This window comes from Mycolicibacterium sp. CBM1 (assembly GCF_054073305.1).
On the sequence record NZ_JBSXPP010000003.1, the window covers coordinates 348,823 to 366,266 of the forward strand.

The 17,444-nt window shown below is 64.8% G+C and carries 10 protein-coding genes, 3 rRNA genes and 1 pseudogene; 10 read left to right on the top strand and 4 right to left on the bottom strand.

What is annotated here, in order from left to right; all coding sequences use genetic code 11:
* Positions 1-40 precede the first annotated feature (40 nt).
* Positions 41-1,453 (top strand): argininosuccinate lyase, encoded by a 1,413-nt coding sequence (argH, locus tag ACXDF8_RS06150; protein WP_457222348.1) that lies wholly within the window; start codon positions 41-43, stop codon positions 1,451-1,453.
* Between the two features lie 327 nt (positions 1,454-1,780).
* A pseudogene (locus ACXDF8_RS06155) lies at positions 1,781-1,900 on the top strand (hypothetical protein); the annotation flags it as partial.
* Between the two features lie 68 nt (positions 1,901-1,968).
* Here ACXDF8_RS06155 and ACXDF8_RS06160 read toward each other — a convergent pair.
* Complete coding sequence (locus tag ACXDF8_RS06160) at positions 1,969-3,756, bottom strand: ABC-F family ATP-binding cassette domain-containing protein (protein ID WP_457222349.1); 1,788 nt, start codon at positions 3,754-3,756, stop codon at positions 1,969-1,971.
* A 113-nt stretch (positions 3,757-3,869) separates the two neighbouring features.
* Between ACXDF8_RS06160 and ACXDF8_RS06165 the strand changes: the two genes are divergently transcribed.
* From ACXDF8_RS06165 to ACXDF8_RS06175, 3 genes are all read left to right on the top strand, one after another.
* Positions 3,870-6,872, top strand: coding sequence for an acyl-CoA synthetase (locus ACXDF8_RS06165; protein WP_457222350.1), 3,003 nt, complete (start codon positions 3,870-3,872; stop codon positions 6,870-6,872).
* A 72-nt stretch (positions 6,873-6,944) separates the two neighbouring features.
* Positions 6,945-7,487, top strand: coding sequence for a hypothetical protein (locus ACXDF8_RS06170; RefSeq protein ID WP_457222351.1), 543 nt, complete (start codon positions 6,945-6,947; stop codon positions 7,485-7,487).
* A 5-nt stretch (positions 7,488-7,492) separates the two neighbouring features.
* Positions 7,493-7,693 (top strand): Trm112 family protein, encoded by a 201-nt coding sequence (locus ACXDF8_RS06175; protein ID WP_457222352.1) that lies wholly within the window; start codon positions 7,493-7,495, stop codon positions 7,691-7,693.
* Here ACXDF8_RS06175 and ACXDF8_RS06180 read toward each other — a convergent pair.
* The 3 genes from ACXDF8_RS06180 to ACXDF8_RS06190 are packed head-to-tail and all read right to left on the bottom strand — an operon-like array spanning position 7,690 to position 9,817.
* Positions 7,690-8,304: a TetR/AcrR family transcriptional regulator gene (locus tag ACXDF8_RS06180; protein ID WP_457222353.1), complete on the bottom strand. Its 615-nt coding sequence runs from the start codon at positions 8,302-8,304 to the stop codon at positions 7,690-7,692. The two genes, ACXDF8_RS06175 and ACXDF8_RS06180, sit on opposite strands and share 4 nt — an antisense overlap.
* Positions 8,301-9,119, bottom strand: a complete 819-nt coding sequence (locus ACXDF8_RS06185) for an ABC transporter permease (RefSeq protein ID WP_457222354.1) — start codon at positions 9,117-9,119, stop codon at positions 8,301-8,303. Before ACXDF8_RS06185 ends, ACXDF8_RS06180 begins: the two co-directional genes overlap by 4 nt.
* Positions 9,053-9,817, bottom strand: a complete 765-nt coding sequence (locus tag ACXDF8_RS06190) for an ABC transporter ATP-binding protein (RefSeq protein WP_457222355.1) — start codon at positions 9,815-9,817, stop codon at positions 9,053-9,055. Before ACXDF8_RS06190 ends, ACXDF8_RS06185 begins: the two co-directional genes overlap by 67 nt.
* A 59-nt stretch (positions 9,818-9,876) precedes the next feature.
* On the opposite strand from ACXDF8_RS06190, the gene ACXDF8_RS06195 reads away from it, so the two are divergent.
* The 5 genes from ACXDF8_RS06195 (at position 9,877) to rrf (ending at position 17,437) form a co-directional block, all read left to right on the top strand.
* Positions 9,877-10,488 (top strand): DNA-3-methyladenine glycosylase, encoded by a 612-nt coding sequence (locus tag ACXDF8_RS06195; protein WP_457222356.1) that lies wholly within the window; start codon positions 9,877-9,879, stop codon positions 10,486-10,488.
* A 27-nt stretch (positions 10,489-10,515) separates the two neighbouring features.
* Positions 10,516-11,787, top strand: coding sequence for a tyrosine--tRNA ligase (tyrS, locus tag ACXDF8_RS06200; RefSeq protein ID WP_457222357.1), 1,272 nt, complete (start codon positions 10,516-10,518; stop codon positions 11,785-11,787).
* A 389-nt stretch (positions 11,788-12,176) separates the two neighbouring features.
* A 16S ribosomal RNA gene (locus ACXDF8_RS06205) occupies positions 12,177-13,698 on the top strand.
* A 403-nt stretch (positions 13,699-14,101) separates the two neighbouring features.
* Positions 14,102-17,217: ribosomal RNA gene (locus ACXDF8_RS06210) — 23S ribosomal RNA — on the top strand.
* A gap of 107 nt (positions 17,218-17,324) precedes the next feature.
* Positions 17,325-17,437: ribosomal RNA gene (gene rrf, locus ACXDF8_RS06215) — 5S ribosomal RNA — on the top strand.
* Together the 16S, 23S and 5S rRNA genes form the textbook arrangement of a ribosomal RNA operon.
* Positions 17,438-17,444: the final 7 nt, after the last annotated feature.

The window sequence follows — 17,444 nt, forward strand, 5'->3', positions numbered from 1 at the left end:
GACCGCGCCGGAACGTCGATCTCGGCGTAAGGCGTACACCGTGAGCACCAACGAGGGCTCGCTGTGGGGTGGGCGGTTCGCCGACGGGCCCGCTCCCGCGCTCGCGGCGCTGAGCAAGTCCACCCACTTCGACTGGGTACTGGCGCCCTATGACGTCGCCGCCTCCAAGGCGCACGCCAAGGTGCTGCACGGCGCCGGCCTGCTGACCGACGAACAGCGTGACGGGCTGCTCGCCGGGCTGGAAAGCCTGGGCCACGACGTCGCCGATGGCAGCTTCGCTCCGTTGGACAGCGACGAGGACGTGCACGGGGCGCTGGAACGCGGGCTGATCGAGAGGGTCGGCGCCGATCTGGGCGGCCGGCTGCGCGCCGGCCGTTCGCGCAACGATCAGGTGGCCACGCTGTTCCGGATGTGGCTGCGGGACGGAATGCGGCGGGTGGCCGACGCTGCACTGGAGGTGGTTTCGGCGCTGGCAACCCAGGCGGCCGCACACCCCACGGCGATCATGCCCGGTAAGACCCATCTGCAGGCGGCGCAGCCGGTGCTGCTGGCCCACCACCTGCTGGCCCACGCCCACCCGCTGTTGCGCGACGTCGACCGCATCGTCGACTTCGACCGGCGGACCGCGGTGTCCCCGTACGGATCGGGCGCGCTGGCCGGTTCGTCGCTGGGCCTCGACCCGGACGCCATCGCTGCGGAGCTGGGTTTCGCTGCGGCAGCAGATAATTCGATCGATGCGACCGCTTCCCGGGACTTCGCCGCCGAGGCTGCGTTCGTGCTGGCGATGATCGCCGTGGACCTATCCCGGCTCGCCGAGGACATCATCTTGTGGAGCACCACCGAATTCGGCTACGTCACCCTGCACGACGCGTGGTCGACGGGCAGCTCGATCATGCCGCAGAAGAAGAACCCCGACATCGCCGAACTGGCCCGCGGCAAGTCCGGGCGGCTGATCGGCAATTTGACCGGCCTGCTGGCCACCCTCAAGGCGCAACCGCTGGCCTACAACCGGGACCTGCAGGAAGACAAGGAGCCGGTGTTCGACTCGGTGGCCCAGCTGGAGTTGGTGCTGCCCGCGATGGCCGGGCTGGTCGCGACCCTGCACTTCGACACCGAGCGGATGGCCGCGATCGCGCCGGCCGGCTATACCTTGGCCACCGACATCGCCGAATGGCTGGTGCGCCGCGGTGTCCCGTTCCGGGTGGCCCACGAGACGGCCGGTGCGGCGGTCCGCGCCGCCGAGAGCCGCGGGGTCGGACTCGACGAACTGACCGATGACGAGCTCGCCCAGCTCAGCGACGCGCTTACCCCGGGAGTGCGGGAGGTGCTGACCGTTGAGGGCTCAGTGTCGGCACGCGACGCCCGCGGCGGAACCGCGCCGGTGCAGGTGGCCAAACAGTTGGGGACCGTGCGCGCCGCCGCCGAGAAACTGCGGGCCGAACTGCGCCGCTGAACCGCGAGGGCCCGGACAACTTTCCCCGATGGCCGGCAAGACGAGCGGGATGGGATACGAGCTGTTCCGGCGGCGGCAGTTTCGTGAACTTTGGTCGGCCAACTCCGCGCTGAACCTCGGCCTGGTCCAATTCGCTCAGCAGCAAGATGTCCCAGACGGTCGGGCCGATCCTGGGCGGCTACCTGATGGGTCTGGCGGGCGCCGCGGTGGTGTTGTTCACCCGAGCGGTGTCGCATCTGCTGATGATCGTCGCCCTGCTCCGGCTTCCCAAAGGACGCCGTCATCGCGGCAGTTACGACAGCGGGCCGGTTGGGGCCGTGCTCGGGAATGCTGGCGCTGCTGCCGCTGGGGGCCAAGGAGAACGTTCAGACCGGGGCGATCGGATACGGCGGGCTGCTGGCGGCGCTGGGGATCGGCACCACGGCGGGGGCGTCGTTGATGCCGTTGCTGCAGCGGCATGTCTGCGGTGGCGTTGGCCGGTTTCGGCTTCGGCGTGATCGCCTGCGGTCAAAGAGTCAGCTGCCTGACTCGACCAACTCGGAGAGCTCCAGCCAGCGGCTTTCCTTGTCGGCCACCTCGGCTTCCAGCTCGCGCAGCTGTTGGGTCAGCTTGGTGATGCCGACATGGTCGGACTGGTCGTGCTCGGCGAGCTCCACATGCTTGGCGTTGACCCGGTCGGCCAGCTTCGCCAGCGCACGATCCAGGGCGGCGATCTCCTTTTCCACGTTGCGCAGTTCGGCCCCCGACAGGGCGGCCGGCTGCGTCGACCGAGCGGCAGGCACCCCGCCGTCGCCATCCGGCTTGCGGGCAGCGATGCGCAGGTACTCATCGACACCGCCGGGCAGGTGCCGCAGATGGCCGTGCACTATCGCGTACTGCTGATCGGTGACCCGCTCCAGCAGATACCGGTCGTGGGACACCACGATCAGCGTGCCCGGCCAGGAATCCAGCAGATCCTCGGTGGCCGAGAGCATATCGATGTCGACGTCGTTGGTGGGCTCGTCGAGCACCAGGACGTTGGGTTCTTCGAGGAGCGTCAGCATCAGTTGCAGGCGCCTGCGCTGACCGCCGGAGAGCTCGCCCACCCGCACCGACAACAGGTCACGCCGAAAACCCAAGCGCTCCAACAACTGCGTGGGGGTGATGTCCTTGCCGTCGACCTGGTAGTCCGTCTTGAGTCGGCCGACGACGTCGCGGACCATGTCCCCGGCGATGTCGGTGAGCTGACTGGACTGCTGATCGAGCATCGCCAGGCGGACGGTCTTGCCACGCTTGACCCGCCCCGAATCCGGCGTCACGGTGCCGGCGATCAGGCCGAGCAGCGTCGACTTGCCCGCGCCGTTGGCCCCTAGGATGCCGGTGCGCTCGCCGGGCCCGATGCGCCATTCCACCTCCCGCAGAACGGTCTTCCCGCCGTAGGACACCGACACGTCGAGCAAGTCGATGACGTCCTTGCCCAGTCGCGCGGTGGCGAGCTTGGCCAGTTCGACGTTGTCACGCAGCGGCGGGACGTCCTCGATCAACTGGTTGGCCGCGTCGATGCGGAACTTGGGCTTGGAGGTGCGTGCCGGCGCCCCGCGCCGCAGCCAGGCGAGCTCCTTGCGCATCAAGTTCTGCCGTTTGGCCTCCGCCGCGGCGGCGACGCGATCGCGTTCGACCCGCTGCAGCACGTACGCCGCATAGCCGCCGTCGAAGGGCTCGACGATCCCGTCGTGCACCTCCCAGGTGGTGTTGGCCACCTCGTCGAGGAACCAACGGTCGTGGGTCACCAGCAGCAGCCCGCCGACGTTGCGGGACCACCGCTGTTTGAGGTGCTCGGCCAGCCAGGTGATGCCCTCGATGTCGAGGTGGTTGGTCGGCTCGTCGAGGGCGATCACGTCCCAGTCGCCGATCAGCAACGCCGCGAGCTGAACCCGGCGACGCTGGCCGCCCGAGAGCACCGCCACCGGCGACTGCCAGTCGATGTCGGACACCAGCCCGGCGACCACGTCGCGGATGCGGGGATTGCCCGCCCATTCGTGCTCGGGCAGGTCGCCGACCAGAAGCGTGCCCACTGGGGTGTCCGCGGCCATGGTGTCGGCCTGGTCGAGTGCGGCGACCCGTAAGCCGCTGCGCTGCGTCACCCGGCCGGAATCGGGAGCGATGCGGCCGGTGAGCATCCCCATCAGGCTCGACTTACCGTCGCCGTTGCGGCCCACGATGCCGATCCGGGCACCGTCGTTGACCCCGACGGTCACCGACTCGAAAACGACTTGATTCGGATATTCCAGATGGAGGGCTTCGGCGCCGAGCAGGTGTGCCACTGGGACGACCCTAGTGCAGTCGGCCGTGCCCCAACTGACCTGCCAAAGCTGCGGGTGGGCGGCCCGCCCTGTGCCATGATGTGCAGGCTGTCGGGGGCTGGAGCGCTGCGGCGATGTCGGACAGGGGTACAGCGGTGGATCTGAACTTGTCGGCGGTCACCAGGCCTGTGGAGCGCCTGATGGCCACGGCGCAGAACGGTTTCGAGGTGCTGCGCTGGGGCGGCCTGGAGACCGGTGTGGTGCCCTCGCCGTTCCAGATCGTCGAGAGCAAGCCGATGTACAAGCTCCGGCGCTACTTCCCGCCGGACACCCGGCCCGGACAGGCGCCTGCCGGCCCGCCCGTGCTGATGGTGCACCCGATGATGATGTCGGCGAATATGTGGGACGTCACCAAGGAAGACGGCGCGGTCGGCATCCTGCATGCGGCCGGGATCGATCCGTGGGTCATCGACTTCGGCTCACCGGACGAGGTCGAGGGTGGCATGGAACGCACGCTGACCGACCACATCGTGGCGTTGAGCGAGGCGATCGACGCGGTCAAGGACGCCACCGGACACGGAGTGCACCTGGTCGGTTACTCCCAGGGCGGCATGTTCTGCTATCAGACCGCGGCCTACCGGCGGTCCAAGGACATCGACAGCGTCGTAGCGTTCGGCTCCCCGGTGGACACCCTGGCGGCACTGCCGATGGGCATCCCGCCCAACTTCGGCGCCGTGGCCGCCGACTTCATGGCCGATCACGTTTTCAACCGGGTGGACATCCCGGGCTGGCTGGCCCGCACCGGGTTCCAGATGCTCGATCCGCTCAAGACCGCGAAAGCCCGCGTCGACTTTCTGCGCCAGCTCCATGACCGCGAGGCGCTGCTACCCCGGGAACAGCAGCGGCGGTTCCTCGACAGCGAAGGCTGGATCGCGTGGTCCGGTCCGGCGATCTCCGAGCTGCTCAAGCAGTTCATCGCCCACAACCGGATGATGACCGGTGGCTTCGCCATCAACGGTCAGCTGGTGACGCTGACCGACATCACCTGCCCGGTGCTGGCGTTCATCGGCGAGGTCGATGACATCGGCCAGCCCGCCTCGGTGCGCGGGATCCGGCGGGCCGCGCCGACCGCCGAGGTATACGAGGCGATGATCCGGGCCGGACACTTCGGCCTGGTCGTCGGGTCCAAGGCCGCCACGACGTCGTGGCCCACCGTCGCGGAGTGGGTGCTGTGGCTGTCCGGCCAGGGGCAGTGTCCGGTCAACATCTCGCGGATGCAGGAGAACGACGGCGAGGCCTCCGAGTCGGGTGTGGCGTTGAGCTCGCGCGTCATCCACGGCGTCGCCGAGGCGTCGGGCCTGGCTCTGTCGCTGGCGCGTGGCGCGGCCGACGCGATGGTCAGCGCCAACAAGTCCATGCGCACCCTGGCCGTGGAGACCGCGCGCACGTTGCCGCGGCTGGTCCGGCTCGGTCAGATCAATGACCACACCAGGATCTCGCTGGGCCGGATCATCGACGAGCAGGCCAACGGCGCCCCCAACGGCGAGTTCCTGCTCTTCGACGGCCGCGTCCACACCTATGAGGCCGTCAACCGCCGGATCAACAACGTCGTGCGGGGTCTGATCGCGGTGGGTGTTCGCCAGGGCGTGCGTGTCGGGGTGCTGATGGACACCCGCCCGTCGGCCCTGGTGGCTATCGCTGCGCTGTCCCGCCTCGGCGCGGTGGCGGTGCTGATGCCGCCGGACGTCGACCTCGACGATGCCGTCCGTCTGGGCGGGGTGAGCGAGGTCATCACCGACCCCGGCAATCTGGCGGCCGCGCGTCGCCTGCCGGTCAAGGTTCTGGTGCTCGGCGGCGGTGAGTCCCGCGATCTGAACCTGCCCGGCGGCAGCGACGTCGTCGACATGGAGAAGATCGACCCCGACGTCGTGGCGCTGCCCGGCTGGTACCGGCCCAACCCCGGGTTCGCCCGCGATCTCGCGTTCGTGGCGTTCAGCACGATCGGCGGCGAGTTGGTGCCCAAGCAGATCACCAACTACCGGTGGGCGTTGTCGGCGTTCGGCACAGCTTCGGCCGCCGCCCTGAGCCGGGGCGACACGGTCTACTGCCTGACTCCGCTGCACCACCAGTCCGGGCTGCTGGTCAGCCTCGGTGGGGCGGTGGTCGGCGGCACCCGGATCGCCCTGTCGCGGGGGCTGCGTTCGGACCGCTTCCTGGCCGAGATCCGCCAGTACGGCGTGACGGTCGTGTCCTACACCTGGACGATGTTGCGCGACGTCTTGGACGACATGGATGAGCCCGGCCTCTTCCTAAGCGGCAACCACCCCGTGCGGCTGTTCATCGGCTCGGGCATGCCGACCGGACTGTGGCAACGCACGGTCGACGCGTTCACACCGGCCAACATCGTCGAGTTCTTCGCCACCACCGACGGGCAGGCCGTGCTGGCCAATGTGGCCGGCGCCAAGGTCGGCAGCAAGGGCCGCCCGCTGCCGGGGGCCGGACAGGTCGAGTTGGCCGCTTACGACGCCGCCGACGACGTGATCATCGAGGACGAGCGCGGCTTCGTCGCGGTTGCAGAGCCCAATCAGGTCGGGGTGCTGTTGGCCCGACCGTGGGGGCCGATCGACCCGACGGCGCTGGTCAAGCGGGGTGTGTTCGCGCCCGGGGACACCTGGATCTCCACCGAGTACGTGTTCCGGCGCGACGCCGACGGCGACTTCTGGCTGTTGGGGAACCGGCCGATGTTGATCCGCACTCCGCGGGGGGTGGTGTTCCCCGAGCCGGTAACCGATGCGATCAGTCGTATCCCGGCGGTCGACGTGGCCGCGACCTATGGGGTGGAGGTGGCCGACGGCATGCTCGCGGTCGCCGCCGTCACGCTGCGCCCGGGGACCACCGTCACCGCCGCCGACCTGACTGCCGCCGTCTCGGCCATGCCGGTCGGACTGCCCCCGGACATCGTGCACGTGGTGCCCGAGATCCCGCTGAGCGCGACCTATCGGCCGACCGTGTCGGCGCTGCGGGCGGCAGGCGTGCCCAAGGCGTCGCGTAACGCGTGGCATCTGGACCCCGATACGGGGGAGTACAAGCGCTTCACGGCTGCGGTACGTGCGCACCTTGGTGGTGTGCGGACCTGAGCTTCTGCCCAGGTCGTGCGGCGCTGTTAGGCTCGCCCAATAGTTCTAGGTGCCCACGCGTCGGAGGAATGCATGACAACGCAGACCGGTTCTCGCCACTGGCATCGGGCCGTCCACGGGATGACGATCGGCGCGCTGAGTGCGGGTCTGCTGGTCGGCCTGGGCGCCGCCCCGGCGCTGGCCGACCCGGGCACCACCCCGGCGACACCGTCAGCCACCGCGAACGCCGACAACGGCGTCCCGCAGTTCCAGAGCGCGGACCAGCTGCTGATGTACGTCGACCAGGAATACGACCAGGGTTCCGGTGGCGGCCAGCTATCCAACCTGATCAAGTCGGTGATGAAGCTGCGGGCGCAGGGCGTCAAGCCGTCGAAGACCAACATCGCCGAGATCCAGAACGCGTTGCAATACCGCCCGAACCAGAAGCCGCTGATCGACGCGCTGCAGGACACGCTGGGCTATCAGCAGAAGATCTTCGCCCAGCTGCAGATCCTTCAGCAGGCCCAGCAGGCTCAACAGAACAATGCGGTGATGGGTGCCGGCCAGATGCCGAGCGACGGCAACCCGGCCATCGGGGGCAGCGCCCCGGTCATGCCCGCACCGGCCAGCCCTTAAGCGCCGTGCTCGACGCCAAGCTGCTGGAAATCCTGGTGTGCCCGGCCGACCGCGGTCCGCTGGTGCTCGTCGACGACGTCCTCTACAACCCGCGCCTGCACAAGGCCTACCGCATCGATGCCGGCATCCCGGTGCTGCTCGTCGACGAGGCTGTCGACGTCGGCCCCGAGGAGCACGAGCGGCTGATCACGCGCGCGGGGGCCTAGCCCCGCGGCAGCTCGCCGGTCAGGTAGCGCTGCAAGTTTGGTGCAATCGTGGCTGCGATCGCCTCCGGGGGTAGTGAGGCGAACGGCTCCAGCGCAATGATGTAGCGCGCCACGACCACTCCCACGAGTTGAGACGCCACGTACTGCACCCGCAGCCGGCCGCTGCCCGGCGGGTTGTCCACGCGGGGGGCGATCTCGGCGGTGATCACTTCCTGCAGGAACGACCGGATCAGGCTCACGTCGGAGCCGGTCAACAGCGACCGCAGGGTGGCGACCAGTCCCGCGCCCATCTCGGAGTCCCACAGCGGCAACAGGATTGACGGCAGCACGTGACCGAGTTCGTCGACCGGGGTGTCCCGCAGCGGCACCAGCACCGCCATCGGGTCGACCGGAATGTTGATCGCCGCGACGAACAGCTGCTGTTTGGTCCCGAAGTAGTGGTGCACCAGCGCCGGGTCGACACCAGCGGAGGCAGCGATCGTCCGAATCGAGGTGTTGTCGATCCCATTGCGGGCGAACAGCTCTCGCGCGGCACCCAGGATCCGGTCCCGGGTGTCTGAGGTACCGCGGGGGCGGCCGGGTCGCTTGGGTCGCCCGCGGGCGGCCGTCACGGAGTCCGCCGCCGCAGGGTCGCCGCCGCCAGCGCCAGTGCGACCACCGCGAAGCCGAGCACGACGACCATGTCACGCACCGCGACGTCGGTCAGCTCGGCGTGGGCGTTGACCTGCTGGAGGGCCTCGAGCGCGTAGCTGGCCGGCATCGCGTTGCTGATCAATTCCAGCCAGCCGGGCATCAGATTCCGGGGCACGATGATCCCGGCCAACAGCAGTTGCGGGACGATGACGACCGGCATGAACTGAACGGCCTGGAATTCGGTGCGAGCGAACGCGCTGGCCAGCAGCCCCAGCCCGACCCCGAGCACGGCATTGAGCACCGCGATAACGAACACCCACATCGGGTTGCCGTGGGTGTCGAAGCCGAGCAGCCAGAACGACACCAGGCACGCCAGCGTGGCCTGGCCGGCGGCGGCGATGGAAAAGGCCGTGCCGTAGGCCGCCAGCAGGTCGAATCGGCGCAGCGGTGTGGTCAGGATGCGCTCCAGCGTCCCCGACGCCCGCTCGCGCTGCATGGTGATCGAGGTGATGAGGAACATCACGAACAACGGGAACAGGCCCAACAGGATCAGGCAGGCCGTCTGGAACGGCGAGACCGAGCCCGGCCGGCTCGGCACGTCGGCGAACATGAAGTACATCAGGGTGATCACCGCGCTGGGCACCACCAGAATCATGGCGACGCTGCGACGGTCGGACCGCAGCTGGCGCAGGATCCGGGTGGTTGTCGCCAGGTAGGCGCGGGGACTCAGCTTGCCGACTGTACGGTGCTGTGCCTGATGACGAACAGGAACGCTTCCTCCAGCGACGTACATCCGGTGTCCTCTCGTAGCCGGTCGGGTGTGGTGTGGGCCAACAGTCGACCGTCGCGCATGAGCAACAGGTCCGCGCAATGGTCTGCCTCGTCCATCACGTGGCTGGACACCAGCAGAGTGGTGCCGCGGCGGGCCAGGGCATGGAACTGCTGCCACAGGTCGGCGCGCAGCACCGGGTCCAGGCCGACAGTCGGCTCGTCGAGTACCAGCAGCTCGGGGTGACAGACGAGCGCGCAGGCCAGCGAGACCCGAGCCCGTTGACCGCCGGACAGATTCCCGCAGTAGGCCCCGGCGTGATCGCGCAGCCCGACGCCATCGACAGCCTCCTCGGCGGCCGCGGCGTCCACACCGTAGAGGGCGGCGAAGTAGCGGACGTTGTCGATGACTCGCAGGTCGTTGTAGATGGTCGGGTCCTGGGTGACGTAGCCCACCCGGCGGCGCAGTGGGGGAGAACCCGCCGGGTGGCCGAGCACCGTCACGGTTCCGGACTTGATGACCTGGGTGCCGACGATGCTGCGCATCAGAGTGGTCTTGCCACAGCCAGACGGGCCCAACAACCCGGTGACCGAGCCGCGGGCGATCCGCACCGAGAAGTCGGGCAGGGCCACCCGCTTGCCGCGGACCACTCGCAGGTGGTCGACCTCGACGGCGGCATCGGGGCGGACAGCCCTTAATTCATCACTCGATGAATTCATCACGCGATGAATAATGCGCTCTGATGGTGGACGGGTCAAGAGTTCGGGCAGAATCTGCTCCGATGAGTGTCGAGTGGCTCAACGTCGACCCGGTCTCGGCGGCCCGCCGACTGCTCGGTGGGGTGCTCAGTTGCCGTGGCGTTGGTGCCCTCATCGTCGAAGTCGAGGCCTACGGCGGCCCGCTCGACGGGCCGTGGCCCGACGCCGCTTCGCACTCGTTCCGCGGTCGAGGCGCCCGCAACGCGGTGATGTTCGGTCCCGCGGGGCGGCTTTACACCTACCGAAGCCACGGCATCCACGTCTGCGCGAACGTGTCGTGCGGTCCGGACGGCGCGGCGGCGGCGGTGCTGCTGCGCGCGGCCGTGATCGAGTCCGGTGTCCCACTGGCCCAGGACCGCCGCGGCCCCGCGGTGCGCCCAGTCGCGTTGGCTCGCGGCCCGGGCAACCTGTGTTCAGCACTAGGCATAACGATGGACGACAACGGCGTCGACGTCTTCGCCGCCGGATCGCCGGTGACGGTGCAGCTCGGGGAGGGACTGCCCGACACTGCCGGCCCGCGGGTCGGGGTATCCCAGGCGGCGGATCGACCGTGGCGACTGTGGGTGGCCGGGCGCCCCGAAGTGTCGGCCTATCGGCGCAGCCCGCGGGCGCCGGCGCCGGGCGCGAGCGACTGAGCCGAGGCGATACGGGAAGATCAACCCATGGGCACGACGATTCTCGACGAGTTGACCTGGCGCGGACTGATCGCCCAGTCCACCGACATCGAAGCGCTGGCGGCCGCCGCCGCGCAGCCACCAATGACGGTGTATTGCGGATTCGATCCGACCGCGCCGAGCCTGCATGCGGGAAATCTGGTGCCGTTACTCACACTTCGGCGCTTCCAGCGTTTCGGTCACCGGCCGATTGTGTTGGCCGGCGGAGCGACCGGGATGATCGGCGATCCCCGCGACACCGGCGAACGGACGATGAACACCACCGACACGGTCGCGCAATGGGCCGACCGTATCCGCGGTCAGCTCGAACGGTTCGTGGACTTCGACGGCTCACCCAACGGTGCCGTGGTGGAGAACAACCTGAGTTGGACCTCACAGCTGAGCGCCATCGATTTCCTGCGTGACGTCGGCAAGCACTTCTCGGTCAACGTGATGCTCGACCGAGACACCATCCGGCGCCGCCTAGACGGGGAGGGAATCTCCTACACGGAGTTCAGCTACATGCTCTTACAGGCCAACGACTACGTCGAACTGCACCAGCGCTACGGCTGCTCGCTGCAGATCGGCGGTTCGGACCAGTGGGGCAACATCATCGCCGGCGTCCGGCTGGTCCGCCAGACCCGCGGGGCCACGGTCCATGCCCTGACGGTGCCGTTGGTCACATCGGCCGACGGTGCGAAGTTCGGCAAGTCGACCGGCGGTGGAAGCCTCTGGCTGGACCCCGAGATGACCAGCCCATATGCCTGGTACCAGTACTTCTTCAACGCCACCGACGCCGATGTCATCCGGTACCTGCGCTGGTTCGCGTTCCTGTCGGCCGAGGAACTGGCCGAGCTGGAGGAGGCCACATCGGCTCGGCCGCACGAGCGCGCGGCACAGCGCCGGCTGGCTCAGGAGCTCACCACGCTGGTGCACGGGCAGGCCGCGACGACGGCGGTCGAGCATGCCTCCCAGGCACTGTTCGGACGCGGTGAACTCGACCGGCTCGACGAAGCCACGTTGGCCGCAGCACTGCGGGAGACGGCGGTGGCCGAATTGGTGCCCGGGGGACCGGACGGGATCGCCGACCTCTTGGTGGCCACCGGGCTCTCGGCGAGCAAGAAGGAGGCCAAGCGAACGATCGCCGAGGGCGGGGTGTCGGTCAACAACGTGAAGATCGAGACCGACGACTGGGTGGCACAACCGTCCCACTTCCTGCACGGCCGCTGGCTCGTCCTGCGCCGCGGGAAGCGGAATGTCGCTGGGGTACAGCGCGTTTGACGCCTGCCGTTCGTCTGGAAACCCCCGTTTAGCAGGCGATTTGACTCCCAGTTAGCACTGACGTAACTTAATCCACGTCGCCGCGACACGGGCCAGCCCGGGGAGCGCGACGGCAACTTCGAGGAATACTCCCGGACTCCGGGGTGTTCCAACTGTCCGCCCTACCGCTCGCGGCGAAAGTCGCGGGGTGGTTTGCGCGGTCGGTGAAGGTGCCGAGGTGTGTTGTTTGAGAACTCAATAGTGTGTTTGGTGGTTTTTGTTTGTTGTTTTTTTGCTGCATTCTGATACCCCCGTGTTGGGGTGTGGCTTTTGTGATGCCAGTTTTGGTGTCGTTTTTGTTAGGTCAGATTTTCTCTGATTGTGAATTCGCCTTCTTTGGGAGGGGTTTTTGTTTGGAGAGTTTGATCCTGGCTCAGGACGAACGCTGGCGGCGTGCTTAACACATGCAAGTCGAACGGTAAGGCCTTTCGGGGTACACGAGTGGCGAACGGGTGAGTAACACGTGGGTGATCTGCCCTGCACTTTGGGATAAGCCTGGGAAACTGGGTCTAATACCGAATACACCCTTCTGGCTGCATGGTCTGGGAGGGGAAAGCTTTTGCGGTGTGGGATGGGCCCGCGGCCTATCAGCTTGTTGGTGGGGTGATGGCCTACCAAGGCGACGACGGGTAGCCGGCCTGAGAGGGTGACCGGCCACACTGGGACTGAGATACGGCCCAGACTCCTACGGGAGGCAGCAGTGGGGAATATTGCACAATGGGCGCAAGCCTGATGCAGCGACGCCGCGTGAGGGATGACGGCCTTCGGGTTGTAAACCTCTTTCAATAGGGACGAAGCGCAAGTGACGGTACCTATAGAAGAAGGACCGGCCAACTACGTGCCAGCAGCCGCGGTAATACGTAGGGTCCGAGCGTTGTCCGGAATTACTGGGCGTAAAGAGCTCGTAGGTGGTTTGTCGCGTTGTTCGTGAAAACCAGAGGCTTAACCTCTGGCGTGCGGGCGATACGGGCAGACTGGAGTACTGCAGGGGAGACTGGAATTCCTGGTGTAGCGGTGGAATGCGCAGATATCAGGAGGAACACCGGTGGCGAAGGCGGGTCTCTGGGCAGTAACTGACGCTGAGGAGCGAAAGCGTGGGGAGCGAACAGGATTAGATACCCTGGTAGTCCACGCCGTAAACGGTGGGTACTAGGTGTGGGTTTCCTTCCTTGGGATCCGTGCCGTAGCTAACGCATTAAGTACCCCGCCTGGGGAGTACGGCCGCAAGGCTAAAACTCAAAGGAATTGACGGGGGCCCGCACAAGCGGCGGAGCATGTGGATTAATTCGATGCAACGCGAAGAACCTTACCTGGGTTTGACATGCACAGGACGTCGGCAGAGATGTCGGTTCCCTTGTGGCCTGTGTGCAGGTGGTGCATGGCTGTCGTCAGCTCGTGTCGTGAGATGTTGGGTTAAGTCCCGCAACGAGCGCAACCCTTGTCTCATGTTGCCAGCACGTTATGGTGGGGACTCGTGAGAGACTGCCGGGGTCAACTCGGAGGAAGGTGGGGATGACGTCAAGTCATCATGCCCCTTATGTCCAGGGCTTCACACATGCTACAATGGCCGGTACAAAGGGCTGCGATGCCGTGAGGTGGAGCGAATCCTTTCAAAGCCGGTCTCAGTTCGGATCGGGGTCTGCAACTCGACCCCGTGAAGTCGGAGTCGCTAGTAATCGCAGATCAGCAACGCTGCGGTGAATACGTTCCCGGGCCTTGTACACACCGCCCGTCACGTCATGAAAGTCGGTAACACCCGAAGCCGGTGGCCTAACCCCTTGTGGGAGGGAGCCGTCGAAGGTGGGATCGGCGATTGGGACGAAGTCGTAACAAGGTAGCCGTACCGGAAGGTGCGGCTGGATCACCTCCTTTCTAAGGAGCACCACGAGTATCAGGCCCGCCCACATCGTGTGGGGGTTCGGTGTTCTGGTCGATTCGTTGGATGGCCTTTTGCCTGTAGTGGGTGGGGGTCTGGTGCATGACAAGCAAAGTAGCCGGAGACGGGGAGTTCCCTGTGGGGGCTTTTCTGGTGCTGCCAAACACACTGTTGGGCTTTGAGACAACAAGCCTGTGCCTCGGTTTGCGGGGTGGCCTCGCGGTGGTGGGGTCGGCGTGTTGTTGCCTCACTTTGGTGGTGGGGTGTGGTGTTTGATTTGTGGATAGTGGTTGCGAGCATCTAGCACGCATGCGAGCGTTCCTGGCCGGGGTCTTTGGACTGTGGTGGGGGGTTTGTGTGGGTGTTGATGTGCAATTTCTTTTGATATTGGTTTTGTGTTTGTAAGTGTTTAAGGGCGCATGGTGGATGCCTTGGCACTGGGAGCCGATGAAGGACGTAGGAGGCTGCGATAAGCCTCGGGGAGCTGCCAACCGAGCGTTGATCCGAGGATGTCCGAATGGGGAAACCCGGCACGAGTGATGTCGTGTCACCCAACGCTGAATGTATAGGCGTTGGGGGGGAACGCGGGGAAGTGAAACATCTCAGTACCCGTAGGAAGAGAAAACAAAAGTGATTCCGTTAGTAGTGGCGAGCGAACGCGGAGGATGGCTAAACCGTGCTCATGTGATACCCGGCAGGGGTTGTGGGTGCGGTGTTGTGGGGTGTGTCTTCTCAGATCTGCCGGTCTGGGCGTCAGTGAGAAAAGAATGTGTTAGTCGAAGTGGTCTGGGATGGCCTGCCGTAGTGGGTGAGAGCCCCGTAGACGAAAACGTGTTCTCTGTCGTGACATGTCCCCGAGTAGCAGCGGGCCCGTGAAATCTGCTGTGAATCTGCCGGGACCATCCGGTAAGCCTGAATACTTCCCAGTGACCGATAGCGGATTAGTACCGTGAGGGAATGGTGAAAAGTACCCCGGGAGGGGAGTGAAATAGTACCTGAAACCGTGTGCCTACAATCCGTCAGAGCCCTCGCTTGCGTGGGGTGATGGCGTGCCTTTTGAAGAATGAGCCTGCGAGTCAGGGACATGTCGCGAGGTTAACCCGGGTGGGGTAGCCGTAGCGAAAGCGAGTCTGAATAGGGCGTATCCACACAGGAGTGTGTGGTGTAGTGGTGTGTTCTGGACCCGAAGCGGAGTGATCTACCCATGGCCAGGGTGAAGCGCGGGTAAGACCGCGTGGAGGCCCGAACCCACTTAGGTTGAAGACTGAGGGGATGAGTTGTGGGTAGGGGTGAAAGGCCAATCAAACTCCGTGATAGCTGGTTCTCCCCGAAATGCATTTAGGTGCAGCGTTGCGTGTTTCTTACTGGAGGTAGAGCTACTGGATGGCCGATGGGCCCCACAGGGTTACTGACGTCAGCCAAACTCCGAATGCCGGTAAGTCTAAGAGCGCAGCAGTGAGACGGCGGGGGATAAGCTCCGTTCGTCGAGAGGGAAACAGCCCAGATCGCCGGCTAAGGCCCCTAAGCGTGTGCTAAGTGGAAAAGGATGTGCAGTCGCAGAGACAACCAGGAGGTTGGCTTAGAAGCAGCCACCCTTGAAAGAGTGCGTAATAGCTCACTGGTCAAGTGATTGTGCGCCGATAATGTAGCGGGGCTCAAGCACACCGCCGAAGCCGCGGCAACGACCTTGTGTCGTTGGGTAGGGGAGCGTCCTGCATCCAGTGAAGCCGCCGAGTGATCGAGTGGTGGAGGGTGTGGGAGTGAGAATGCAGGCATGAGTAGCGATAAGGCAAGTGAGAACCTTGCCCGCCGAAAGACCAAGGGTTCCTGGGGCAGGCCAGTCCGCCCAGGGTGAGTCGGGACCTAAGGCGAGGCCGACAGGCGTAGTCGATGGACAACGGGTTGATATTCCCGTACCCGTGTGTGGGCGTCCCTGATGAATCTATTCTGCTAACCGCCCAAATGGTCGGTGAGTGTTCCCTTCGGGGGCCACCGCTGGCTGGCTGCGCGGGACCCGGGTGGGTAGTAGTCAAGCGATGGGGTGACGCAGGTAGGTAGCCGTACCAGTCAGTGGTAATACTGGGGTAAACCTGTAGGACGAGATATAGGCAAATCCGTATCTCATATGTCTGAGAGGTGATGCATAGCCGAGTGAGGCGAATTCGGTGATCCTCTGCTGCCAAGAAAAGCCTCTAGCGAGCACACACATGGCCCGTACCCCAAACCAACACAGGTGGTCAGGTAGAGAATACCAAGGCGTACGAGTGAACTATGGTTAAGGAACTCGGCAAAATACCCCCGTAACTTCGGGAGAAGGGGGACCTCCTACTGTCATCACCCTTGCGGTGGGCAGCGGTGGGGGGTGGCACAAACCAGTGAGAAGCGACTGTTTACTAAAAACACAGGTCCGTGCGAAGTCGCAAGACGATGTATACGGACTGACGCCTGCCCGGTGCTGGAAGGTTAAGAGGACCCGTTAACCCTTGGGTGAAGCGGAGAATTTAAGCCCCAGTAAACGGCGGTGGTAACTATAACCATCCTAAGGTAGCGAAATTCCTTGTCGGGTAAGTTCCGACCTGCACGAATGGCGTAACGACTTCTCAACTGTCTCAACCATAGACTCGGCGAAATTGCACTACGAGTAAAGATGCTCGTTACGCGCGGCAGGACGAAAAGACCCCGGGACCTTCACTATAGCTTGGTATTGGCGTTCGGTTCGGTTTGTGTAGGATAGGTGGGAGACTGTGAAACTCACACGCCAGTGTGGGTGGAGTCGTTGTTGAAATACCACTCTGATCGTATTGGACTTCTAACCTCGGACCGTATATCCGGTCCAGGGACAGTGCCTGGTGGGTAGTTTAACTGGGGCGGTTGCCTCCTAAAATGTAACGGAGGCGCCCAAAGGTTCCCTCAACCTGGACGGCAATCAGGTGTTGAGTGCAAGTGCACAAGGGAGCTTGACTGCGAGACGTACATGTCGAGCAGGGACGAAAGTCGGGACTAGTGATCCGGCACCCCCGAGTGGAAGGGGTGTCGCTCAACGGATAAAAGGTACCCCGGGGATAACAGGCTGATCTTCCCCAAGAGTCCATATCGACGGGATGGTTTGGCACCTCGATGTCGGCTCGTCGCATCCTGGGGCTGGAGCAGGTCCCAAGGGTTGGGCTGTTCGCCCATTAAAGCGGCACGCGAGCTGGGTTTAGAACGTCGTGAGACAGTTCGGTCTCTATCCGCCGCGCGCGTCAGAAGCTTGAGGAAACCTGTCCCTAGTACGAGAGGACCGGGACGGACGAACCTCTGGTACACCAGTTGTCCCACCAGGGGCACCGCTGGATAGCCACGTTCGGACAGGATAACCGCTGAAAGCATCTAAGCGGGAAACCTTCTCCAAGACCAGGCTTCTCACCCTTTTAGAGGGATAAGGCCCCCCGCAGACCACGGGATCGATAGACCAGACCTACACGCACCGCAAGGTGTTCAGGGAACTGGCACTAACCGGCCGAAAACTTACAACAACCAATCAACACCAACGGTTGAAAGAGACGCACACGCCCGCAACCACACCACAACCACACCCCACCACCAAAACACAGATTCACACTCACAAACGAGTGAATAAAGTTACGGCGGCCATAGCGGCAGGGAAACGCCCGGTCCCATCCCGAACCCGGAAGCTAAGCCTACCAGCGCCGATGATACTACCCAACAGGGTGGAAAAGTAGGACACCGCCGAACACAAATT